Origin of the sequence: Acidiferrimicrobium sp. IK (assembly GCF_025499425.1) — a bacterium.
Classification (GTDB): domain Bacteria; phylum Actinomycetota; class Acidimicrobiia; order Acidimicrobiales; family Palsa-688; genus Acidiferrimicrobium.
Genome location: NZ_JAIMCB010000002.1, coordinates 19209 through 37609 on the forward strand (window position 1 = coordinate 19209; position 18401 = coordinate 37609).

At 70.6% G+C, this 18401-nt stretch carries 18 protein-coding genes and 1 pseudogene; 11 read left to right on the plus strand and 8 right to left on the minus strand.

Annotated features, from left to right (window positions below):
- Positions 1-15: 15 nt before the first annotated feature.
- Entirely contained in the window at positions 16-633 is a 618-nt protein-coding gene (locus K6U06_RS03530) for a TetR/AcrR family transcriptional regulator (RefSeq protein ID WP_262320516.1), read from the plus strand.
- 10 nt (positions 634-643) lie between these two features.
- Here the strand turns inward: K6U06_RS03530 and K6U06_RS03535 are convergent, their stop codons facing one another.
- Both K6U06_RS03535 and K6U06_RS03540 read right to left on the minus strand, forming a co-directional pair.
- Positions 644-1438 (minus strand): 2-keto-4-pentenoate hydratase, encoded by a 795-nt coding sequence (locus tag K6U06_RS03535; RefSeq protein ID WP_262320517.1) that lies wholly within the window; start codon positions 1436-1438, stop codon positions 644-646.
- Positions 1435-2310, minus strand: a complete 876-nt coding sequence (locus tag K6U06_RS03540; protein ID WP_262320518.1) for a fumarylacetoacetate hydrolase family protein — start codon at positions 2308-2310, stop codon at positions 1435-1437. The genes K6U06_RS03535 and K6U06_RS03540 overlap by 4 nt, the downstream gene beginning before the upstream one ends.
- A gap of 106 nt (positions 2311-2416) precedes the next feature.
- On the opposite strand from K6U06_RS03540, the gene K6U06_RS03545 reads away from it, so the two are divergent.
- The 6 genes and pseudogenes from K6U06_RS03545 (at position 2417) to K6U06_RS24610 (ending at position 7723) form a co-directional block, all read left to right on the plus strand.
- Complete coding sequence (locus K6U06_RS03545) at positions 2417-2959, plus strand: VOC family protein (RefSeq protein ID WP_262320519.1); 543 nt, start codon at positions 2417-2419, stop codon at positions 2957-2959.
- Entirely contained in the window at positions 2956-4407 is a 1452-nt protein-coding gene (locus K6U06_RS03550) for a 4-hydroxyphenylacetate 3-hydroxylase N-terminal domain-containing protein (protein ID WP_262320520.1), read from the plus strand. Before K6U06_RS03545 ends, K6U06_RS03550 begins: the two co-directional genes overlap by 4 nt.
- Positions 4404-4955 carry a flavin reductase family protein gene (locus K6U06_RS03555; protein ID WP_262320521.1) on the plus strand — a complete coding sequence of 184 codons (552 nt, stop codon included), beginning with the start codon at positions 4404-4406 and terminating at the stop codon, positions 4953-4955. Before K6U06_RS03550 ends, K6U06_RS03555 begins: the two co-directional genes overlap by 4 nt.
- Positions 4945-5577 carry a hypothetical protein gene (locus K6U06_RS03560; protein WP_262320522.1) on the plus strand — a complete coding sequence of 211 codons (633 nt, stop codon included), beginning with the start codon at positions 4945-4947 and terminating at the stop codon, positions 5575-5577. Before K6U06_RS03555 ends, K6U06_RS03560 begins: the two co-directional genes overlap by 11 nt.
- A gap of 100 nt (positions 5578-5677) precedes the next feature.
- Positions 5678-6556 (plus strand): alpha/beta fold hydrolase, encoded by an 879-nt coding sequence (locus tag K6U06_RS03565; RefSeq protein ID WP_262320523.1) that lies wholly within the window; start codon positions 5678-5680, stop codon positions 6554-6556.
- 110 nt (positions 6557-6666) lie between these two features.
- A pseudogene (locus tag K6U06_RS24610) lies at positions 6667-7723 on the plus strand (IS630 family transposase).
- A 55-nt stretch (positions 7724-7778) separates the two neighbouring features.
- Here K6U06_RS24610 and ligD read toward each other — a convergent pair.
- On the minus strand, positions 7779-8801 hold the full coding sequence (gene ligD, locus K6U06_RS03580; protein WP_262320526.1) for a non-homologous end-joining DNA ligase: 1023 nt from the start codon (positions 8799-8801) through the stop codon (positions 7779-7781).
- Positions 8802-8824: 23 nt separating this feature from the next.
- Positions 8825-11050 carry a TIM-barrel domain-containing protein gene (locus tag K6U06_RS03585; RefSeq protein WP_262320527.1) on the minus strand — a complete coding sequence of 742 codons (2226 nt, stop codon included), beginning with the start codon at positions 11048-11050 and terminating at the stop codon, positions 8825-8827.
- 104 nt (positions 11051-11154) lie between these two features.
- Between K6U06_RS03585 and K6U06_RS03590 the strand changes: the two genes are divergently transcribed.
- Positions 11155-11934: an acyl-CoA thioesterase gene (locus K6U06_RS03590; RefSeq protein ID WP_262320528.1), complete on the plus strand. Its 780-nt coding sequence runs from the start codon at positions 11155-11157 to the stop codon at positions 11932-11934.
- A gap of 6 nt (positions 11935-11940) precedes the next feature.
- Here K6U06_RS03590 and K6U06_RS03595 read toward each other — a convergent pair whose 3' ends face one another.
- Positions 11941-12414 (minus strand): SRPBCC family protein, encoded by a 474-nt coding sequence (locus K6U06_RS03595; RefSeq protein WP_262320529.1) that lies wholly within the window; start codon positions 12412-12414, stop codon positions 11941-11943.
- Between the two features lie 173 nt (positions 12415-12587).
- Between K6U06_RS03595 and K6U06_RS03600 the strand changes: the two genes are divergently transcribed.
- On the plus strand, positions 12588-13754 hold the full coding sequence (locus K6U06_RS03600) for a DivIVA domain-containing protein (protein WP_262320530.1): 1167 nt from the start codon (positions 12588-12590) through the stop codon (positions 13752-13754).
- A 40-nt stretch (positions 13755-13794) separates the two neighbouring features.
- Here K6U06_RS03600 and K6U06_RS03605 read toward each other — a convergent pair whose 3' ends face one another.
- Positions 13795-14247, minus strand: a complete 453-nt coding sequence (locus K6U06_RS03605) for a flavodoxin family protein (RefSeq protein ID WP_262320531.1) — start codon at positions 14245-14247, stop codon at positions 13795-13797.
- A gap of 129 nt (positions 14248-14376) precedes the next feature.
- On the opposite strand from K6U06_RS03605, the gene K6U06_RS03610 reads away from it, so the two are divergent.
- Together K6U06_RS03610 and K6U06_RS03615 are read left to right on the plus strand one after the other, a co-directional pair.
- Complete coding sequence (locus tag K6U06_RS03610; protein WP_262320532.1) at positions 14377-15510, plus strand: acyl-CoA dehydrogenase family protein; 1134 nt, start codon at positions 14377-14379, stop codon at positions 15508-15510.
- A 1-nt stretch (position 15511) separates the two neighbouring features.
- Positions 15512-16669, plus strand: a complete 1158-nt coding sequence (locus tag K6U06_RS03615) for an acyl-CoA dehydrogenase family protein (protein WP_262320533.1) — start codon at positions 15512-15514, stop codon at positions 16667-16669.
- Between the two features lie 29 nt (positions 16670-16698).
- Here the strand turns inward: K6U06_RS03615 and K6U06_RS03620 are convergent, their stop codons facing one another.
- Together K6U06_RS03620 and K6U06_RS03625 are read right to left on the minus strand one after the other, a co-directional pair.
- Positions 16699-17487 carry a FadR/GntR family transcriptional regulator gene (locus tag K6U06_RS03620; protein ID WP_262320534.1) on the minus strand — a complete coding sequence of 263 codons (789 nt, stop codon included), beginning with the start codon at positions 17485-17487 and terminating at the stop codon, positions 16699-16701.
- Positions 17484-18398 carry an acyl-CoA dehydrogenase family protein gene (locus K6U06_RS03625; RefSeq protein WP_262320535.1) on the minus strand — a complete coding sequence of 305 codons (915 nt, stop codon included), beginning with the start codon at positions 18396-18398 and terminating at the stop codon, positions 17484-17486. Before K6U06_RS03625 ends, K6U06_RS03620 begins: the two co-directional genes overlap by 4 nt.
- Positions 18399-18401: the final 3 nt, after the last annotated feature.

Below are 18401 nucleotides of genomic sequence, written 5' to 3' on the forward strand. Positions count from 1 at the left end.
ACCATCGACATCACGATGGCGAAGCCGACGACCACGAGGGCGGGGACCCGTCCCGCAGACTCGGCCCGCCGGCGCGAGATCCTCGACGCTGCAACCGAGGTGTTCGCCGAGAAGGGCGTGGTGGCGGCGACGGTGCGCGACATCGGCGCGCGCGCCGGGATCCTCTCGGGCAGCCTGTACCACCACTTCGCCTCGAAGGAGGAGATGGTGGCCGAGATCCTCGTCCCCGTCCTGCGGTCGCAGGTCGAGGCGTTCGACGCCATCGCTGCCGAGACCAGCGCTCCCGAGCAGATCCTGCGCCGGCTCATCGGCGCGGCCGTCGCGCAGACCGCGGCGGACCCGCACGCCGCGCGCATCATCCGCAACGACACACGTCACTTTGGGGAGATGCAAGGACTCGACGAAGTGGTCCGCCAGCAGCGGGCGGTCACCTCACGGTGGACCTCCGCAGTCAAGCAGGGCATCGCCCGCGGCCGGTTCCGGTCAGACGTCGACCCTTCGATCGTGACGAAGTCCATCGGCGACGTGGTGCTCGGCGCGTACCGGTTCATGCGGCCCATGGGTCGCATGCCAGCAAACCAGGTGGCCGAGCAGCTGGCCAGACTCATCCTCGACGGCCTCGAAGTCCGCTGAAGAACCCCGCTCAAGCGGTGGCGAAGGTGACGTCGCCGAGTGTGTCGAACAGAGCGGTGAACGTGTCGCCGCCCGCGAATGGGATCGCCTTCAGGAACGAACCCGAGAGGATGACGTTCCCCGCCTCCACCGGCACCCCGAACTCACCGAGCTTGTTGGCGAGCCACACGACGGCGTTCACCGGGTTCCCCATAACCGCGGCGGCGACGCCGCTCTCCTCGACCACGCCGTTCTTGTAGAGCGCAGCCCCCTCGCGGCGCAGGTCGAGGTCGGTCAGCCGCATCGGACGACCGCCCAGCACCACGAGCCCACACGACGCAGCGTCGGCGACGCTGTCGACGAGCAGGTTCGTGCCGTAGCCGTGGTAGCGGGTGTCGACGATCTCGATCGCCGGCAGGATGAAGTCGGTGGCGCGGATCACATCGGCGGCGTTGTTGTGGGTACCGGTCAGGGGGGTGCCGAGCACGAACGCGATCTCGACCTCGACCAGCGGTCGGTTCAGTCGTGCCATGTCGACGGTCGAACCCTCGAGCACGAACCAGTCGTCGAACATCGACCCGTAGTCCGGCTCGTCCGTCCCGACGAGCTGCTGCATGGGCTTGGAGGTGAGGCCGATCTTGTGGCCCTTGATCGTCCGGTCGCGGGCCACCTTGAGCTCGGTGACGGCCATTGAGATGCGATAGGCGTCCTCGACGTCAGCCTCCGGGTACGTCGTCGAGACGGCGTCGATCGGGGAGCGCTCGAGCTCTGCGTCGAGGAGCGCCTGGGCGGCCGCAGCGCACTCCTGGTCGGTGAGGGCGCTCACTGCGCTGCCGCCTGCTCGGCGTCGCGGGCCGCCCACCAGTCGCCGCCGAGGGCGACGCGGCGGATGGCGTCGGTGTCCATCGGCTGGTGGCCCAGCGTGTGCGACGGTGCCGGTCGTTCAGCGACGGTGTTCGTGAGTCGCCCGATGCCGGTGACCTCCACCTCCACCACGTCGCCCAGCTCCATGGGCCTCGAGTTGGCCGGTGTTCCCGTGAGCACGATGTCGCCCGGCAGCAGGGTGATGTGCCGGCAGAGGTCGGCGAGTTGGTAGTCGATTCCGAACGTCATGTTGGACACCGGATCCTCCTGCACCACCTGACCGTTGAGGTAGGTGCGCAGCGTCTCCTGCCGGATGTCGACCCCGCGCACGATGCCGGGCCCGACCGGGCAGTAGCCGTCTTGTCCCTTCACCCGTGTCATACCTCCCTGGTCGGTCTCCCGGAAGTCGTGCAGGCCGACGTCGTTCGCCGGTGCGAAGCCGGCGAGGTGGTCCCACACGTCGTCGGGCGCCACGTTCTTCATCGGCCGGCCCACGATCGCCGCGACCTCGCCCTCGAAGTTGATGTACTGGCAGTCGGCCGGGCGGTACAGGAGGCCCCGGTGGCTGTTCATCGTTGTCGGCGGTTTCTGGAAGTACGTCGGCGTCGTCAGCTCAGGCGCCCGGAACTCGACCCGGCGGGAGTCGAAGTTCAGGTGGATGCACAGGATCTTGGTCGGATCGCACGGTGGCAGGTACGTCGCCGTCGCCTCACCGATCCGTCGACCGTCGGCAAGGACCAGCTCGGTGCCGTCCTCGGACGGCATCACCCACTGGGGGGTCCCACCCTCGATGATGCGACGAACTTCACGCCGCGGCCCCTCAAGCACGGTCATGTCCATCCCCCTGTGTCTGCATGGATTGAACCCTACGTCGCGACTCGATCTTGCACAAGCAAGTGCTTGGTTGTATGGTCAGGACAGCTGCGACCAGGGGGAAGCAATGACCAGCCCACAGGGGCCGAAGATCGGCCATCTCGTCTTGACCGTTCGTGACATCGAGGCGTCGCACGCCTTTTACGGGGGGGTGCTCGGCTTCGAGCAGTGCGGGCAGTTCAAGAGTGAGATGTTCCCGGACATCGACATGCGCTTTTACCGCGGTTCGGCGAGTCGGCACCACGACTTCGCGCTGGTGCAGTCACCGGATCCGGCGACGCAGCCACCGGTGGAGCCGTTCGACATGTTCGGAAACCGCGTCGGTGTGAACCACATCGCCATCTCGTATCCGTCGCGCGAGGCGTGGCTGGCCAAGCTCGAGGAGATCAAGGACCAGCAGGTCCCGGTCTACCTCCGGGGCAACCACGGGATGACCCACAGCTGTTACCTGCAGGACCCCGACGGCCATGGCGTCGAGGTCCTCTACGACCTACCGCAGCACGTGTGGGAGGGCGACGTCGACGCCGCCCTCAGCCACTTCGAGTTCGTTCCCGACGAGCACTTCCTCGAGGACGACACCAACTACAAGATCTTCGGGAGGCAGTCATGAGTGCTCGCACCGGTGAGGAGTTCCTCAAGGGCCTACAAGCCCGACCACGTGAGGTGTGGGTCGGTGGCGAGCGGGTCGAGGATGTGACCACGCACCCGGCGATGGCAGGTCCGGCCCGGACGATGGCGAGTGTCTTCGATCGCCAGCACGAGTACGCCGACGAGTGCCTGATGCCCGACCCCGAGACGGGCGAGGCCATCAACGTCAGCCACATGATCCCCCGGTCCAAGGAGGACCTCGAACGCCGCGGCGTCGGGCTGCGACGGATCGCCGAGACGACCGTCGGGATGATGGGGCGCACGCCCGACTACATGAACGTGACCTTCGCCGGGTTCGCCGGCGAGCCCGAGTCGTGGCTGGGACCGGACGGCAGCAACGTCGAAGGAACAGCGAACCTGGCTGCGTTCCAGAAGGAGCTGGGCCGTCAGGACATCTCGCTGACCCACACCATCATCCACCCCACGATCGACCGCGCCACGGACGGGACGTTCACCGGCAACGCAGTGCCGTTGCACAAGGTGGGCGAGACCGACGACGCGATCGTCGTGCGCGGTGCCCGGATCCTCGCCACGCTGGCGCCCTTCGCCGACGAGCTCGCCGTATACCCGGCGTTCCCGTTGCCTGGTGAGGCTCCCGACAGCTACGCGCTCAGCTTCTCGGTGGGGATGGAGGCGCCCGGGCTGGTGTTCCTCTGCCGTGACAGCACGACTGCGGAGGGCGCCGATCCGTTCGATCGACCGGTCTCGACGCGCTTCGACGAGCAGGACGCGTTCGTGATGTTCGACGACGTCGAGATCCCGAAGTCCCGGGTGTTCATCGACGGCAACAAGGACGTCTACAACTCCGTGATGTTCCGGGCCTGGTACCCGAACGTCATGCAGCAGACGACCACACGTGCGCTCACGAAGCTCGAGTTCGCGTACGGGCTCGCCAGTCTCCTGGCCGAGGCCGTCAACGACACCTCACCGCACACGCTTGAAGCACTCGGTGAGATCCAGAGCTACGTCGAGGTGACCCGAAGCGCGCTCCTGCTCGCCGTGGAGCACGCCGCGCCGAACGAGTCAGGCGTCTGGTTCCCCGACGGCCGAGCCCTGCACCCGATGCGGTCGCTGCTGGCCACGTGGTTCCCGCGGGTCAACAACATCATCCTGACCATCGGGAGCCACAACCTGTTGGCGACCCCGAGCCGCGCCATGCTCGACGACGCCAGGCTCCGCGCGCTGAGCGAGGAGTTCCTCTGCGGCGCCAAGGGCATGGATGCCGAGCGACGAGCGGCCCTCTTCCGCCTGGCATGGGACTTCGTCGGCTCCGGCCTCGGCGCCCGCATGGACCTGTACGAGCGCAACTACCTCACCTCGGCCCGCACGAACCGCACGCTCGCCCACATGATGGCCGACCGGACCGTGCCTTACGCGCTCGTCGACGAGATCCTCTCGTTCGGACGATGACCCCGTCCCCCATGACCGGGACGGTGGCCCGACCCGTGCTCGGCGACCGGCCTGCTGACCCGTCGTCGCCGCCCGACTACCGCCGGGTCCTGGGTCGGATCCCGACGGGTGTTGCGATCGTCGCCGGCATATACGGTGCCAGGCCAGTGGGTGTGGCAGTCGGCTCGTTCACGTCCGTGTCGCTCGACCCACCACTCGTCGGCTTCTTCATCGCCACCACCTCGACCACGTGGCCAGTCATCGAGCTGTCAGGGGGGTTCTGCGCCAGCATCCTGGGTGCCGACCAGGACGGGGTCTCACGGCAGTTCGGCACCAGCGGCGCCGAGAGGTTCGCCGGCTGCGGCTGGCGGTCCAGCCCGGGCGGCCGGCCGATCATCGACGGAGCGGTGGCGTGGCTGGACTGCTCGATCGAAGAGATCCTGCCCGCCGGCGATCATCGGCTGGTCCTCGGCCGCATCGAGTCCATGGCATCCTCGCACGATGGTGAACCCCTCGTCTTCCTCGGAGGCCGCCACCGGCGGCTAACGGAGGAGCGTCGTGACGCCTGACGTCATGGAGGCTCCGCCAGCGACGGACCGGCCGAGCATCGGGTGCCAGGCGCTTGATGACCGCCCACTGACGACTGCGGTGTGGCTGCCCGCCGTGGTCGCCGCGCACGCGCAGCGCGATCCGTCGCGCACCGCGATCGAGGTCGCGGGTCGTCCCACGTCGTTCGCCACGCTCCATCGGCGCAGCCGCAAGCTCGCGTCCTCACTCGGCGGGCTCGCCGCGCCCGGAGCGATGGTGGACATCGTGTGCTGCGCCGAACACCTCGATGAGCTGCTCGTGGCCTACCTCGCGTGTCGTACCGCCGGGTTGCGTCCGTGCGTCCACATGCCCTCCGAGCTCCCAGCCGATCGCGGCCACGGGGCGGTCGGTGCCGTCGCTTGCGAGTCGGGCACCGCTGCATGGCAGGCCGCCGGACTCCGGGGATGGCTGGTCGGTGACGGACTCGGCGCCCGGTGGTGGCGGCTGCTCGAGCTCATACACCCTCCGCTCGAGCTGGATAGGTCACACGCAATCGCCGACGAGGTCGACCTCATTCGTGGACCAGGCACCGTCGTCGGTCCAGGCGACATCCGGACGTCGCTCGGCGCGCTTGCTGCCGGCGTCGTGCAACGGCTCGGGTGACCCGACCTCCGGAGGGGCCGACCAAAGGGCCACGGGACTGACGTCGGCCGGTACACCGATCCACCCCAGCGCGCCAGAGTGGTTCCGTCGAGCCCTGGCGGTGCCGTTCACGGATGGGTTCGTCGACGTCGAAGGCGCGTCCGTCCACTACGTCGCCTGGGGTGAGCCCGGGCAGCGGGGCCTGGTGTTCGTGCACGGCGGGGGAGCGAACGCTCACTGGTGGACCCATGTGGCCGCCGCATTCGCAAGCGAGCGGCGCGTCGTGGCCGTCGACTTGAGCGGCCACGGGGACAGCAGCCACCGTGAGCGCTACGACCTCGGACAGTGGGCCCGCGAGGTGCTGTCCGCTGCAGACCACGCCGGCGCCGTAGGCCCGCCCGTCATCGTCGGCCACAGCATGGGGGGCTTCGTCGCCATCGCCACGGCGTCGCTCCACCCCGCCCAGGTGGAAGGGATCATCGCGTGTGACTCGCCCGTGACCGAACCAGACCCCGAGGTGGACTCGTCGCGACGGGTTCAGGAGGTCAACGAGCGGCCCCGTCTATGGGCCAGCCGCGAGATGGCAGTCGACAGGTTCCGCACCGTCCCGCCGCAGGCTAACTACCTCGACTTCGTCCGCGACCACGTCGCTCGGCGTTCGCTGAAGCCTGTCGAAGGTGGCTGGCAGTGGAAGTCCGACCGCGCGCTGTCCGAGCAGTTCCAGCAGCATTTGCAGGGAATGGCGCTGCCCTACCTTGAGACGCTGGCGGCACGCTTCGCGCTGCTGCGCTCCGAGTTCGGGTTGGTCACCGACGACATCGGCGCCTCCATGTTCGAGGTCACGGGTCGGAAGGCGCCTGTGTTCGTGCTGCCCGAAGCCGGCCACCACCCGATGCTCGACCAACCGCTCAGCCTGCTCGCGGCGCTCCGCGCCCTACTCGCCGACTGGGACCACTCCGAACCCCACCGTCGGCTTAGCAGTGAATCGACCTGGGTCTGATGGAGGCTCGGGCTATCGGATTCCACCCCAGCGCACCATCGCAGCGGGGCGCGAGCCGGCCCGTCGGCTCCCAACCCGAAGATCACGGGTCGTGCGCGAGGCTGGCTCGGATGTCTTTGGTCCATCGATACAGCCTGGCTAGTGTCTTCCGCCGGCGTGCGAAGTCATCCCAGGCGTTGGCGTTGCGGTCCCGGATCGTGCTGGCCTGCGGAGACGGCTTGTCGAACAAGGCGGTCGCCGAGCGGGAGAGGGTCAACCAGGCGACGGTCGGTAAATGGCGGCGCCGGTTCCTCGACGCCCGCCTCGACGGGCTGGTGGACGATCCCCGCCCGGGGCGGCCGCCGTCGATCACCGCCGAGCAGGTGGAGGATGTTGTGGCTGCCACGTTGGAGCAGACGCCGGCGAACGCAACGCATTGGTCGAGGACGAAGATGGCGGAGCGGACGGGGTTGTCGCCGTCGACGATCGGCCGGATCTGGAAGACCTTCGAGATCAAACCACACCGAACCGAGGGGTTCAAGCTGTCGAATGGCCCCGCCGTTTGCGGACAAGGTCTTCGACGTCGTCGGCTTGTACCTCAACCCTCCAGACGGCGCCGTTGTCTATTGCGTGGACGAGAAGTCACAAGTGCAGGCGCTACCCCGTTCTCAGCCGGCGTTCCCGATGATGCCGTACATGGCCGAACCGCGCACGCATGACTACCGCCACGGCACGACCAGCCTGCTCGCGGCGTTCAACACCGCGGACGGGACGGTGATCTCCGCCCTGCACCGCCGGCATCGGGCGATCGAGTTCAAGAAGTTCCTGGCCAGGATCAACGACACGGTCCCCGACGGGCTCGACGTGCACCCGGTCTGCGACAACTACGGCACCCACAAGGCGCCCGGGGTCAAGGCGTGGCTGGACCGCCATCCCCGTTTCCACGAGCACTACACGCCGACCTACTCGAGTTGGATCAATCAGGTCGAGCGGTTGTTTGCCTACATCACCCCCGATCTGCTGCAACGCTCCGACCGCCGCAGCGTTCAAGCCCTCGAAGCAGACGTACGATCCTGGATCGCCGCCTGGAACGACAACCCCAAGCCGTTCATCTGGACCAAGACCGCCGAGCAGATCCTCGACAAGCCCGGACGACTATTACAACGAATTAACGGCGGGGTACGCTAGCTCTAGAGCCTCTACCAGCTCCACACCCGGCGCCAGCTCACGAGCCGGCGCTAGTTCACGACCCGGACTTGGGTTTGCGGGCCCGGCTCGGGGCGACTCGGGGCGGCTCGCCGGGCATCTTCGGGTAGACCGGCGGCCACGGCGCGTCGGGGAGCCCGGCCGCCTGGTCGCACTCCACCAGCGCCAGCAGCGAGGTCAGATCCTGGGGGTGGTCTTCCATCACCGCCCACGGATCGCCGTCGGCGGCGACCCGGTCGGGCACCGTGGCGATGGTCAGCGCGTCGATGTCGATCCGGTCCAGCTCGTCCCACCCGAACGGCGTGGACACCTGCGCTCCGGGGCGGGCCCGCACCGACCACGCCCCGAAGATGGTCTTGTGGGGTGCGTTCTGGTTGAAGTCGATGAACACCCTCGCCCCGCGTTCCTCCTTCCACCACGCGGCGGTCACCAGGTCCGGGTGGCGCCGTTCCATCTCCCGGGCCACCGCGACCGCCGCGGCCCGCACCTCTATCGAGCTCCAGCGGGGAGCCAGTCGGGCGTAGACGTGGATGCCCCGGTTCCCGGTGGTCTTCGGGTAGGCGGCGACGCCGTGCTCGTCGAGGAGCGCCCGAACCGACCGGGCCGCGTCGCGGATCATGGAGAAATCGACGCCGGGGCTGGGATCGAGGTCGATGCGCAGCTCGTCGGCGTGCTCTTGGTCAGAGGCCCGGCTCGGCCACACGTGGAACCCTAGGCACCCGAGATTGACAGCCCAGATCACGTGGGCGATGTCGGCGATGACCAGCGCCCGCGACGGCGTCCCGTTGGGCGTCGACACGGTGGTCGTCGCCAGCCACGGCGGGGCGGTGTCGGGTACCCGCTTCTGGAAGAACGACGAGCCGCCGGCGCCGTTGGGGAAGCGCTGCAGGAGCACCGGCCGGTCTCCCATCGCCGCCATCACCGGCCCCTCCACGGACAGGTAGTAGCGGGCCAGGTCCTCCTTGGTGTCGCCCCTTTCGTCGAAGAACACCTTGCCCGGGCTGGTGATCGTGACCTCCCGCCCGGCTGCTTCGAGCACCACGGCATCGTCGCTGGCCACACGCGGAGCGTAGCGAGCCGACCCTAGAACTGCAGCGACGCTCCGATCGGCGGGTCGTCGCCGTCGAGCGGGAGGCGCTCGAGGGACGGGTCGAGCAGGTCGATGCGGGCGCCGGCGCGCACCAGCACCGGGATCCGTTCCAGCGGCGCGTCGAGGGTGATGGCGGCGCCGGCCGGCCCCCCGTGGTGGACGACGCCCGGGGCTTGGCGGCGCAGCCCTCGGGTGGTCGGGTCGTAAGACACTGCGCTCCACAGCTCGACCCACTCGCCTGGCGGCACCGCGACGAGGCGGGATGTCGCGCCGGGGGTCAGGACCGGTGCCACCAGGAGGTCGGAGCCGAGGAGGTACTGGTCGTCCACGCCGGCCATCCGCTCGACATCGGGCCACACCAGCCCGCACGCCCGCATCAGCGGCGCCCCGCAGCGTCGGTACTCCTCGACCCCGGCACGGAGGTACGGCAGCAGCTGGGTGTGCAGCGCCGCCCACCGCCGCCAGTGCGGGAGGATCCCCTCGTCCCAGACCTGCGGCCGGCGGTAGGGGAACACCTCGATCCCCGACGATTTGGTTCGCATCACCGGCGAGAGGGCCGAGAACTGGATCCAGCGGATGAGCAGCTCCGGGTCGAGCTGCTCGACGCTCGAGAAGAACCCGCCGGTGTCGCTGCCCCACACCGCGACGCCGCTGGCGCCGATGGAAAGGCCTTGGCGTACGGCGCTGGCCAGACCGTCGAACCCCCATCCCGTCGTCGGGTCGCCGCCCCACACGATCGGCGCCCACGGGGCGGTGCCGGTCCAGCCGGAGCGAACGAAGCGCGCCAGCGGCCGTCCCGCGGCCGCCTCGAGCGCGGCGGCGACGCCCGCCGCGGCGCGGTGGTAGTCAGTCGGGTAGCGGTTGTGGAGCGCCTCTCCCGGCGTGCCGTCGGCGGCGACCGCGTCGAAGGGGGTGTACTCGCCGAAATCCTCCATCCACCCGTCGTGGCCGGCGTCGACCACCTCCGCCGCGACGGCGCCCCATGCGTCCGCGGCGCCCGGAGCGGTGAAGTCGTACTGGGCTTCGATCGCCTCGGGCGGCGTCCGGCCGCCGGCGTAGGCGGTGAAGGTGTAGGGCGTCCCGTCGGCTCGTCGCTGCAGGGCGCCGGCCGCCGCGGCCGCCGCGTACGCGTCGGTGAAGTCCTCCCCGACGAAGGGGTTGAGGTAGCTGAGCGTCGCCAGGCCCTCGGCGTGGAAGTGGGCGCAGCGGGCCCGTTCGTCTTGCTCGTGGCCGCGGTGTTCGCCCATCGGCAGGTACCGGCAGTGGGTCTCGACCGCGGACACCGGCGCCCCCGCCTGGTGCAGCGCGGCGAGGTGACCGGCTTCCTCGTCGAGGGGGACGTGGTTGGCGTGGCCGGTCTGGACCCACGGGCCGAACCACCAGGCCGGCCCCGGCGGGGGCTGGCGGCCGGTCGCCTCGCTGAAACGGCCCAGAGCCTCGAGGGGGGACGGGCCGGGGAACACCCTGTAGGCCAACCGGTCGGCCTCCACCTCGAGGCTCCAGCGGTCGTCGCCGCCGGGGCGCAGCCGGTGGTAGCTGACCTCGTGGTTGTCGAGCAGCACCCCGTATCCCGCCGTCGAGAGCAGCCAGGGGACCGGGTAGTAGGACGCGTCGGCACGCTGGCGCAGCGCCCACGGCGGGAACACGTCGACGAGCACCTCGTACTCGTAGTCCTGGTAGGGCCCTTCGCCGACGTACGCCTCGACGGTGCCGTCCCGGCGGTCCACCTCGTCGCTGCGCTCACCGAACCCGAGCCACCGCTCGCCGGCCGCGGCGAGGAACCCCTGCCCGAGCGCCTCGATCTGCGCCGGTTGCCTGCCGCTGTCGATGGTCGCCTCGACGACCAGCGCGTCGGCCGGTCCCGCCGACAGGCGCACGGCGATGCTCCAGCCGTCGGGGTGGTCGGTCGCCAGCCGGGCCTCGAAGCCGGCGGCGCCGAAGCCTCCGTCGGTCGCCGACGTGGCCGCCCACAGCTGCCGCAGGGGTGGGGCGTCCCCGTTGGCCGGGCCCGGCCGCTGCCGCCACGGCCCGGACCGCCACCGGCGCCGGGCGTCTCCCAGCGCGGTCTGGAAGCCGACCGGTCCCCACGCCTCCGGCCCGGCCGGCGCCTCCTGCAGGGCCGCGCCGCCTTGCGCCGGCATCATCACCAGCTGCCACGGGTCGCGGCGCACCTCGACGCGCCACTCCCCCACCTCGCCGCGCACGACTTGGTTGGCCACCGCCGTAACCTACCGGCGAGGAGCGGGCCGCCACCACGCTGGGCGGGACGGGGCGCCGGAGCGAGCTTCGGCCCCCCTTTCTCCGCCTGCGCCACACTGCAGCGATGCGTTTCGTCGAGATGATGGACCTGGCCGCCCACGGACCCGACACCTTCGTCGGGCGTGGTCCGCAGTACCCGTGGGGCGACCTGTACGGCGGTCAGATCGTGGCCCAGTCGCTGCGGGCGGCCGCGGCCACCGTGGACCCGGCCTACCGGGTCCATTCGCTGCACGCCTATTTCATCCGAAGCGGCGACCACAACCGGTCGATCCGCTTCGAGGTGGACCGGCTGCGCGACGGCCGGTCGTTCGTGACCCGTTCGGTCGTGGCCCGCCAGGACGCCGCCATCTTGCACATGGCCGCGTCGTTCCAGATCCACCGGCCCGACGCCGCGGCGGTCGACTACGAGTCCAACGTCTTCGACGTGGCGCCGCCCGACGGTTCGTCCGACGACAGCTGGAGCCCGATGATCGAGCGGGTGGTGATCCCCTCCGAGCCGGGACACGCCCAGGCGTGGATGCGCGTCGCCGACGACCTCGACGGCGACCCGGTCCTGGCCGCGTGCGCCTTGGCCTACCTCTCCGACGACCTGCCGTCCGACGCCCACACGTCGCTGCAAGAGCCGATCCCCGGCGGCCGCTGGTACGGCACCTCCCTCGACCACTGCGTGTGGTTCGCCCGTCCGATACCCGCCGGATGGCAGCTGCACGATCTGCGCGCCGACGGCAAGCGCCACCCGCGGGGACTGTCGACCGGGCGGGTCTACGGCGCGTCCGGGGAGCACCTGGCCACCGTGGCCCAAGAGCTGCTGGTGCGCCGGTCCGTGGACGCGCCGGGAGGGTAGCGCCGCTCAGGCTGACGGCGAGGCTGCGGTCTCGGCCGCCACCCGCAGCGCCTCTAGGGTGCGCTGCATCATTACCTGGTTGTGGGAAGGCACGTCTTTCACACCCCGCAGCCAGCCGCCGAGGACCTTGACCATCGGTCCCCTCCGGTCGGTGAACGATTCGGTCACCGCGGTCGTGTCGCCGTCGGCGCGCAACCGGTAGCCCCACGTCGCGATGGGCAGCCCGGCGACAGCCACGTCCCATGCGATGGCCCGGCCGGGATCCGCCTCGGTGACGGTGCAGGTGGTGCTCCAGCGCCGCCAGCCCCGTCGGTTGGAACCCCGGAACCGGGCGCCGGGGACCGCTTCGGTGGCGCCGTCCAGCCAGCGCCCCGACACGCACTCAGGCGACAGGTCGCCCATGCGGGTCGGGTCCTCCAGCAGGCCCCACACCGCCTCGGTCGAGGCGTGGATGGTGAGTTCTACGTCGACGTCCCCCATGCCCGGACTGTACCGCTCGTCGGGTTCGCCCGGCACCGCCGGCGAGGGTCGTTGCGCGCCGGGCCCCCCTCGGGCATGCTGGTGGGCGGAGAAGGTCGCACCTTTGGTGCGCCCTGCGGGTGGAGATTTCCGTATCCCGAGGCGCGTGCGCCCACCTGCAGAGCAGAGGTCCGATGGCACTCCACATGATCAGGTCCACGCCGAACTTCACGAGGTCCATGCGCGGTTACGACGTCGAGGAGGTCGACGAGTACGTGGACGCGCTCCGGGAATCCGAAGACGAGCAGGCCGAGGCCATGGCCTCCCTGGAGGCTGCCAACAGCGACCTCAACGCCGAGATCGAACGGCTCCGCGGGCGCATCGCCGAGCTGGAGGCCTGCATCCGCTCCGAGACCCCCCGCTCCATCGCTGCTCTGGGCGAGCGGCTGACCTTGGTCCTCGAGGAGGCCGAGGCGGGAGCCACCGAGGCGGTGCGCGCCGCCCGGGAGGAAGCCGACACCCTCCTGGCGTCGGCGCAGGCCAGCGCCGAGGAGCAGCGGCTGCTCAGCGCGGCTCGCACCGCGGACGCCGAGCAGCGGGCCACCGCCCGGATCGCCAGCGCGGAGGAGACGGCCCGCAACCTCGAGGCTTCGGCGCGACTCCGAGCGGAGGACATCGTCAACAACGCCGAAGCCCGGGCGCTGGCCCGGCGCCAGGAGATCGAGGCGTGGGTGGAGCGGGTCCGGGCCCATATCGAAAACGAGGAGGCCCGCGCCGCCGAAGAGTTCGCCCGGGTTCGGGGACTGCGCAACGCGGAGCTGGCCGCGCTCGGTCGGCGCCGGGAGGCGATGTTCACCAGCATGCAGGAGATGGCCGAGAGCCTGCGGGCGATCGTGGCGGCGGCCACCGCCACCACCGACCGGGCCGCGGATTCCATGCCGGAGCTGAGCGCCGGGGCCGCGTCACCCGAGGCCCCCGCCGACCCTGCCGCCGCCGAAGACGCCGACGACGCCAGCGGTGACGCCGACGCGAAGGCCGGGACCGACGCCCACCCGGAGGCCGAGGAGGCCGGCGACCAGTCCCCGACCGGGGACGGCGCTCCTGGTCCCATCCTGACCGGACGGGTGATCGCGTCGGTCGACGACGAGCCGTCCGAAGCCGAGGAGTCGGCGATGGTCGCATTCTTCGGTCCCGAAGCGGCCACGGCCCGCCGCGCCGACGGCAGCGCCGGCGGGGATGACGACACCGCCTCCGTCCCGGCGGTGACCCATGTCCCCTTCGACGGTGAGGCCGATGCTGCGGTCAGCGAGACCGACGACGCCCCCGCAGCCAGCTTCTACAGCGAGCACCGGGGCCGCTGAAAACGACCGGCCTCGCCTGAACGGGCCAGGCCGGGCCGGCTCACAGCAACAGACCGGCGGCGACCGCGGCCCCGAGCTCACGGCACGCGGCCAGATCCGCGGGATCGGGGGCGCCGAGCAATTCCACGACTGGCTGCGCCAGGCGCCACCCCAGGCCGGCGGTGATCGTGCGGATGGCTCGCACGCCGCCCTCCAGACCCTGGTTGCCGTGCAGGTACACCCCGAAGGGCCGGCCCCGGGTCTGCTCCAGGCACTGGTAGTAGACCGTGTCGAAGAAGTGCTTCAAGCCGCCGGCCAGGTACCCGAGGGTGACCGGCGCTCCGAGGAGGTACCCGTCGGCGTCCAGCGCGTCGCTGGCCGTCGCCGACAGCGCCGCCCGGCTCACGACCTCCACACCCTCGATGGCCGGGTCCGACGCCCCCTCCAGAGCGGCCAGGTAGCAGTCGTGGGTCGCCGGTGACACGGTGTGGTGCACAAATAGGAGCCGGGGCACCGGGGGAAGCTACCCCGTCTCCTGGAGCGGCAAGGGGAGGAGGCGGCCCCCCGGCCCACCCCTCAAGACCGACCCTTTCATGCACATGATAGATCCGATAGCATTCGTCATCGGGATGAGCGCACGGCAATGAAGTTCGTTTACGACGAAGACCAACAAGCCCTGCAGGCCAGCACTCGTGGGTTGCTCGAACGGCGTCAGCCAGCGGCTGGGGCGCGCCGGTTGTTGGAGGCCGGACCCGGGCTCGACCGCGCCGGATGGCGCCAGGGCGCGGAGCTGGGGTGGTTCTCCATGCTGGCGCCTGAGGCGGCCGGAGGCGGCAGCCTCAGCGGGCAGGGGCTGGTCGACGCCACGGCCCTTGCCGAGGAATGGGGCCGAGCTCTCGCCGGCGGTCCGCTGATCTCGACCAATGTCGCCATCAACGCGCTGAGCGCCCACGGCACCAGCGAGCATCAGAGCCTGCTCCCGGCCCTGGTTTCGGGCACCACGCTGATCACCGTGGCCCTGGCCGAGGACGCCGGGGACTGGGATCCCCACCGGACGGCGACGCGAGCGGAGCGGGCCGGCGAACGGTTCTACCTCACCGGCACCAAGGTCCTGGTGGAGGCCGCCGCCGACGCCGAGTGGCTGCTCGTAACCGCCCGGGACGGCGAGAGGGTGATCGCCATGCTGGTGGCTGCCGATGCCGAGGGGATCAGCGTGCAACCGCACCGCTCGCTGGACCTCACCCGCCCGCTCGGACGGGTGAGCTTCGACCGCACCCCTGTCGAATCGACCGCGGTTTTGTCGACGGGGTCCATGGCCGCATTCCAGGAGTGGATAGATCTCGGGGCGGTCCTGGCCTGCGCTGACAGCGTCGGCGGCGCCGAGCGGGTGGTGGAGATGACCGTGGAGTACACCCGCCAGCGGGTCCAGTTCGGCCGCCCGATCGCGTCGTTCCAGGCGATCCGCCACCGCTGCGCCGACATGCTGCTCGCCCTCGAGGGCGCCCGTGCGGCCACCCGCTACGCGGCCCTCGCCGCCGGCGACGGGTTCCCCGACGCTCAAGGAGCGGTCGACTTGGCCAAGGCCCACGTGGGAGACGCCACCGCAATGGTGACGGGAGAAGGCATCCAGCTCCACGGGGGTATCGGTTTTACCTGGGATCACGACATGCATCTCTTCGCCCGGCGAGCCAGGACCAACGCCGTCCTGTTCGGGACGACCGCCTGGCGGCGGTCGCGCTCGTGGGACCGGCTCGCGCCAACAGCGGAGGTGGGTTGAGATGGACGTGGACGCGCCGGTCGCTCCGCCGGAGTACGACCCGTTTCGCGCCTCAGTGCGGGCATTCGTCGCGGAGCACGCACCGCCCCGACCGGAGCAACGCAAGGCCGGGATGCGCACCCCCGAGGACGCGGGCGAGGTAGCCGCCCTCCAGCAATGGCTGGGGCTGCTGCACCGCGCCGGTTATAGCCCCCTCGAACTGGCTGCCGGCACCGACCCCTGGCCGGCCAGGGTGGCCATCGAGGAGATCGAGGCCGCTGGCGCGCCGTGGAGGATCGGCAACCCTCTCGTCGAGACGGCACTGACGGAGCACGGGACCGCGGACCAGCAGCAGCGCTTCCTGTCCCGGCTGCGGGCCGGCGAGGACATCTGGTGCCAGCTCTACAGCGAGCCCGACGCCGGCAGCGACCTGGCGTCGCTCACGACCAGGGCCGTCCGCGACGGCGACCGCTATGTGGTCAACGGGCAGAAGGTGTGGACCACATGGGCTCAGTGGTCCGACTACGGCTACCTCCTCGCCCGCACCGACCCCGCAGCGGACAAGCACGCCGGCATCACCGCGTTCGCCATCGACATGCGCCAGCCCGGGGTGGAGGTCCGGCCTCTCCGGGAGATGACCGGGACCTCGGACTTCAACGAGGTGTTCTTCACCGACGCTGTCGTGTCCGTCGCCGACCGCATTGGGGAAGAGGGGCAAGGCTGGGCCATCGCCTCCCGCAGTCTGATGTCAGAGCGCAGCCGGCAGGGTAGCGGCGACCGCGACATGTGTGAGCAGGTGAAGGACCTGGTCGCCCTAGGCACCCCCGGCCTCGTCGACACCGCGGGCCTCGTCCGGCTCTACGAGCGGGCGCACGTGCTTCGCCTGCTCGAGCACACCATGGCCAGTCGAGCGGCGCTGCAGCAGGAGACGCCCGCCGACGCCCCGGTGCTCAAGACGTGGTTCAGCACCCTCAACCTCGATGTCGCCGAGGAGGCCCTCCGGCTTCTCGGCTCCCGCTCGGTGCTCGTCGAGGGGGACGCCGGAACCGAGGCTAACGGCCGGTGGCAGGACATGTGGCTCTACGCCCGGGGCTACACCATTTCCGCCGGCAGCAACGAGGTCATGCGCAATCTCATCGCAGAGCGAGCCCTCGGAATGCCACGCGACCGGGCCCGCTGAGCGCCGGTCGTCGCCGCGGCGCGACCCGGCTATGAAGCGAAGTATCGGCTGTTGATCTCCTCGATATGGCGGTACCAGTGCTGCCTGGCCCCGTCAGCGGACCCGGCCCGGACAAGGGCCAGGAGCCTGGCGTGGGACCGGGTGGCCCTGCTCCGGTTGGCACTGCCCTCCGTCCCCGTCTGCACGCTCACGGCGATCGCCTGGTGCTCGTCGATGATCTCGGAGAGCATGTCGGCAAATAGGCAGAGGGTACGGATGCCGCTTGCGGCGACCACCCCCTCATGGAACCGGACCGCCGCACTAGCCCACCCGCGAGGATCATCCACGAGGGATTGCTCGCGCGCCAACAGTTCCTCTAGCCGGGCGATCGCCCCGCCGTCGGCCTGGCGGGCGGCCTCGTAGGCCGCTCCCGGCTCCATCGCCAGCCGGGCCCGGTAGATGTCCGGGAGCGGGGTGCCCTCCATCTGCAGGATGACCGCCGCCGACCGGGCCGCGACTGCGACCGACGGCACGCGCACCACGGCCCCTCCGACGTTGCCTCGCATCACCCGGATGAGGTGCTCGGATTCGAGGATCCGCAGCGCCTCCCGAAGGGCGGGACGTCCGATCCCCCACCGTTCGAGCAGCTCGGATTCGGGGGGCAGGGTCTCGCCTTGGCGCAGCTCGCCTCTCACGATCTGGCGGCGGATGCGCTCGGCGAGGACCTCTGCGGCCTTCTGCACCACCGGCCGGTCTTCGTGGCCACCCCCGGCGGTGGCCGGATGGAGTGCCGCCCCAGCCCACCCCACCGCGGCCGCCGGCTCCCGGTTCTCGGTCACGGTTGCGGCCAGCGCAGTTCGGCCAGACCGATCGCGTGGCGCCGCGGGCCACCCAGTTCGCTGCGCAAGACACCGAGGCGCATCGTGGAGGCGACCAAGCCGTACTCCCGGGTGATGCCGATGGCGCCGGTCACCTGATGGGTGCGCTGGACGATTAGGCCCGCGGCGTCGGCGGCGTACGTTGCGGCCGCCGCAGCCAAGATCGTGTCGTCTGGGTCGGCCGCCGCCCTCCGGGCCATCCAGATGGTCCCCTCGGTCGCCACCTTCGCCTCCGACAGTGCGTGGCTGACCGCCTGGTAGCTACCGATCGGCCGGCCGAACTGGGTCCGGTGGGTGACGTAGGTCGCGGTGAGGTCCACCGCCCGGCGCATCGCCGCACCCATCTCGGCGGCCAGGGCCACCTGCCAGGCGGCGAGCAGGCGTCCGCCGGTACCGCTGCCGAGGCGTGCGGCACGGCGCACCCTGACCCGCCCGAGCGGGTATCCCCACCGGCTCGGTTCGGGCGTCACGTCGACCTGGGCGGCCTCGGCGTAGCTCGCGCCGCCGGAGTCGAGGACCAGGTAGGCGTCGCACAGCCCCGCGTAGCGCGTCAGGGCACACGGGTCGGTGTCCACCAGGCCCACTACGAGGGGGGCGCTGTCGAGCAGGCGCGCTGCGACCAGCGCGCGGGCCGCCACCGGGGCCCGGGCACAGGCCGCTTCGGCCTCCTCCACCACGAGGACGGCGTCGAGGAGGGTGCCGCCCTCGGTGGAGGCGACGTCGAGGAAACCGGCTTGCTGCATGCTGGAAAGAAGCGGCCGGTCGACGTCGTTCTCCAGCGAGCGGGACCGCTCCCACCCGGCCTGGCGGTCAAACAGTACCCGCAGGGACTGGCGCAGCTGGTCTTGGTCAGCGGTCAACTGCAGGAGCACCGG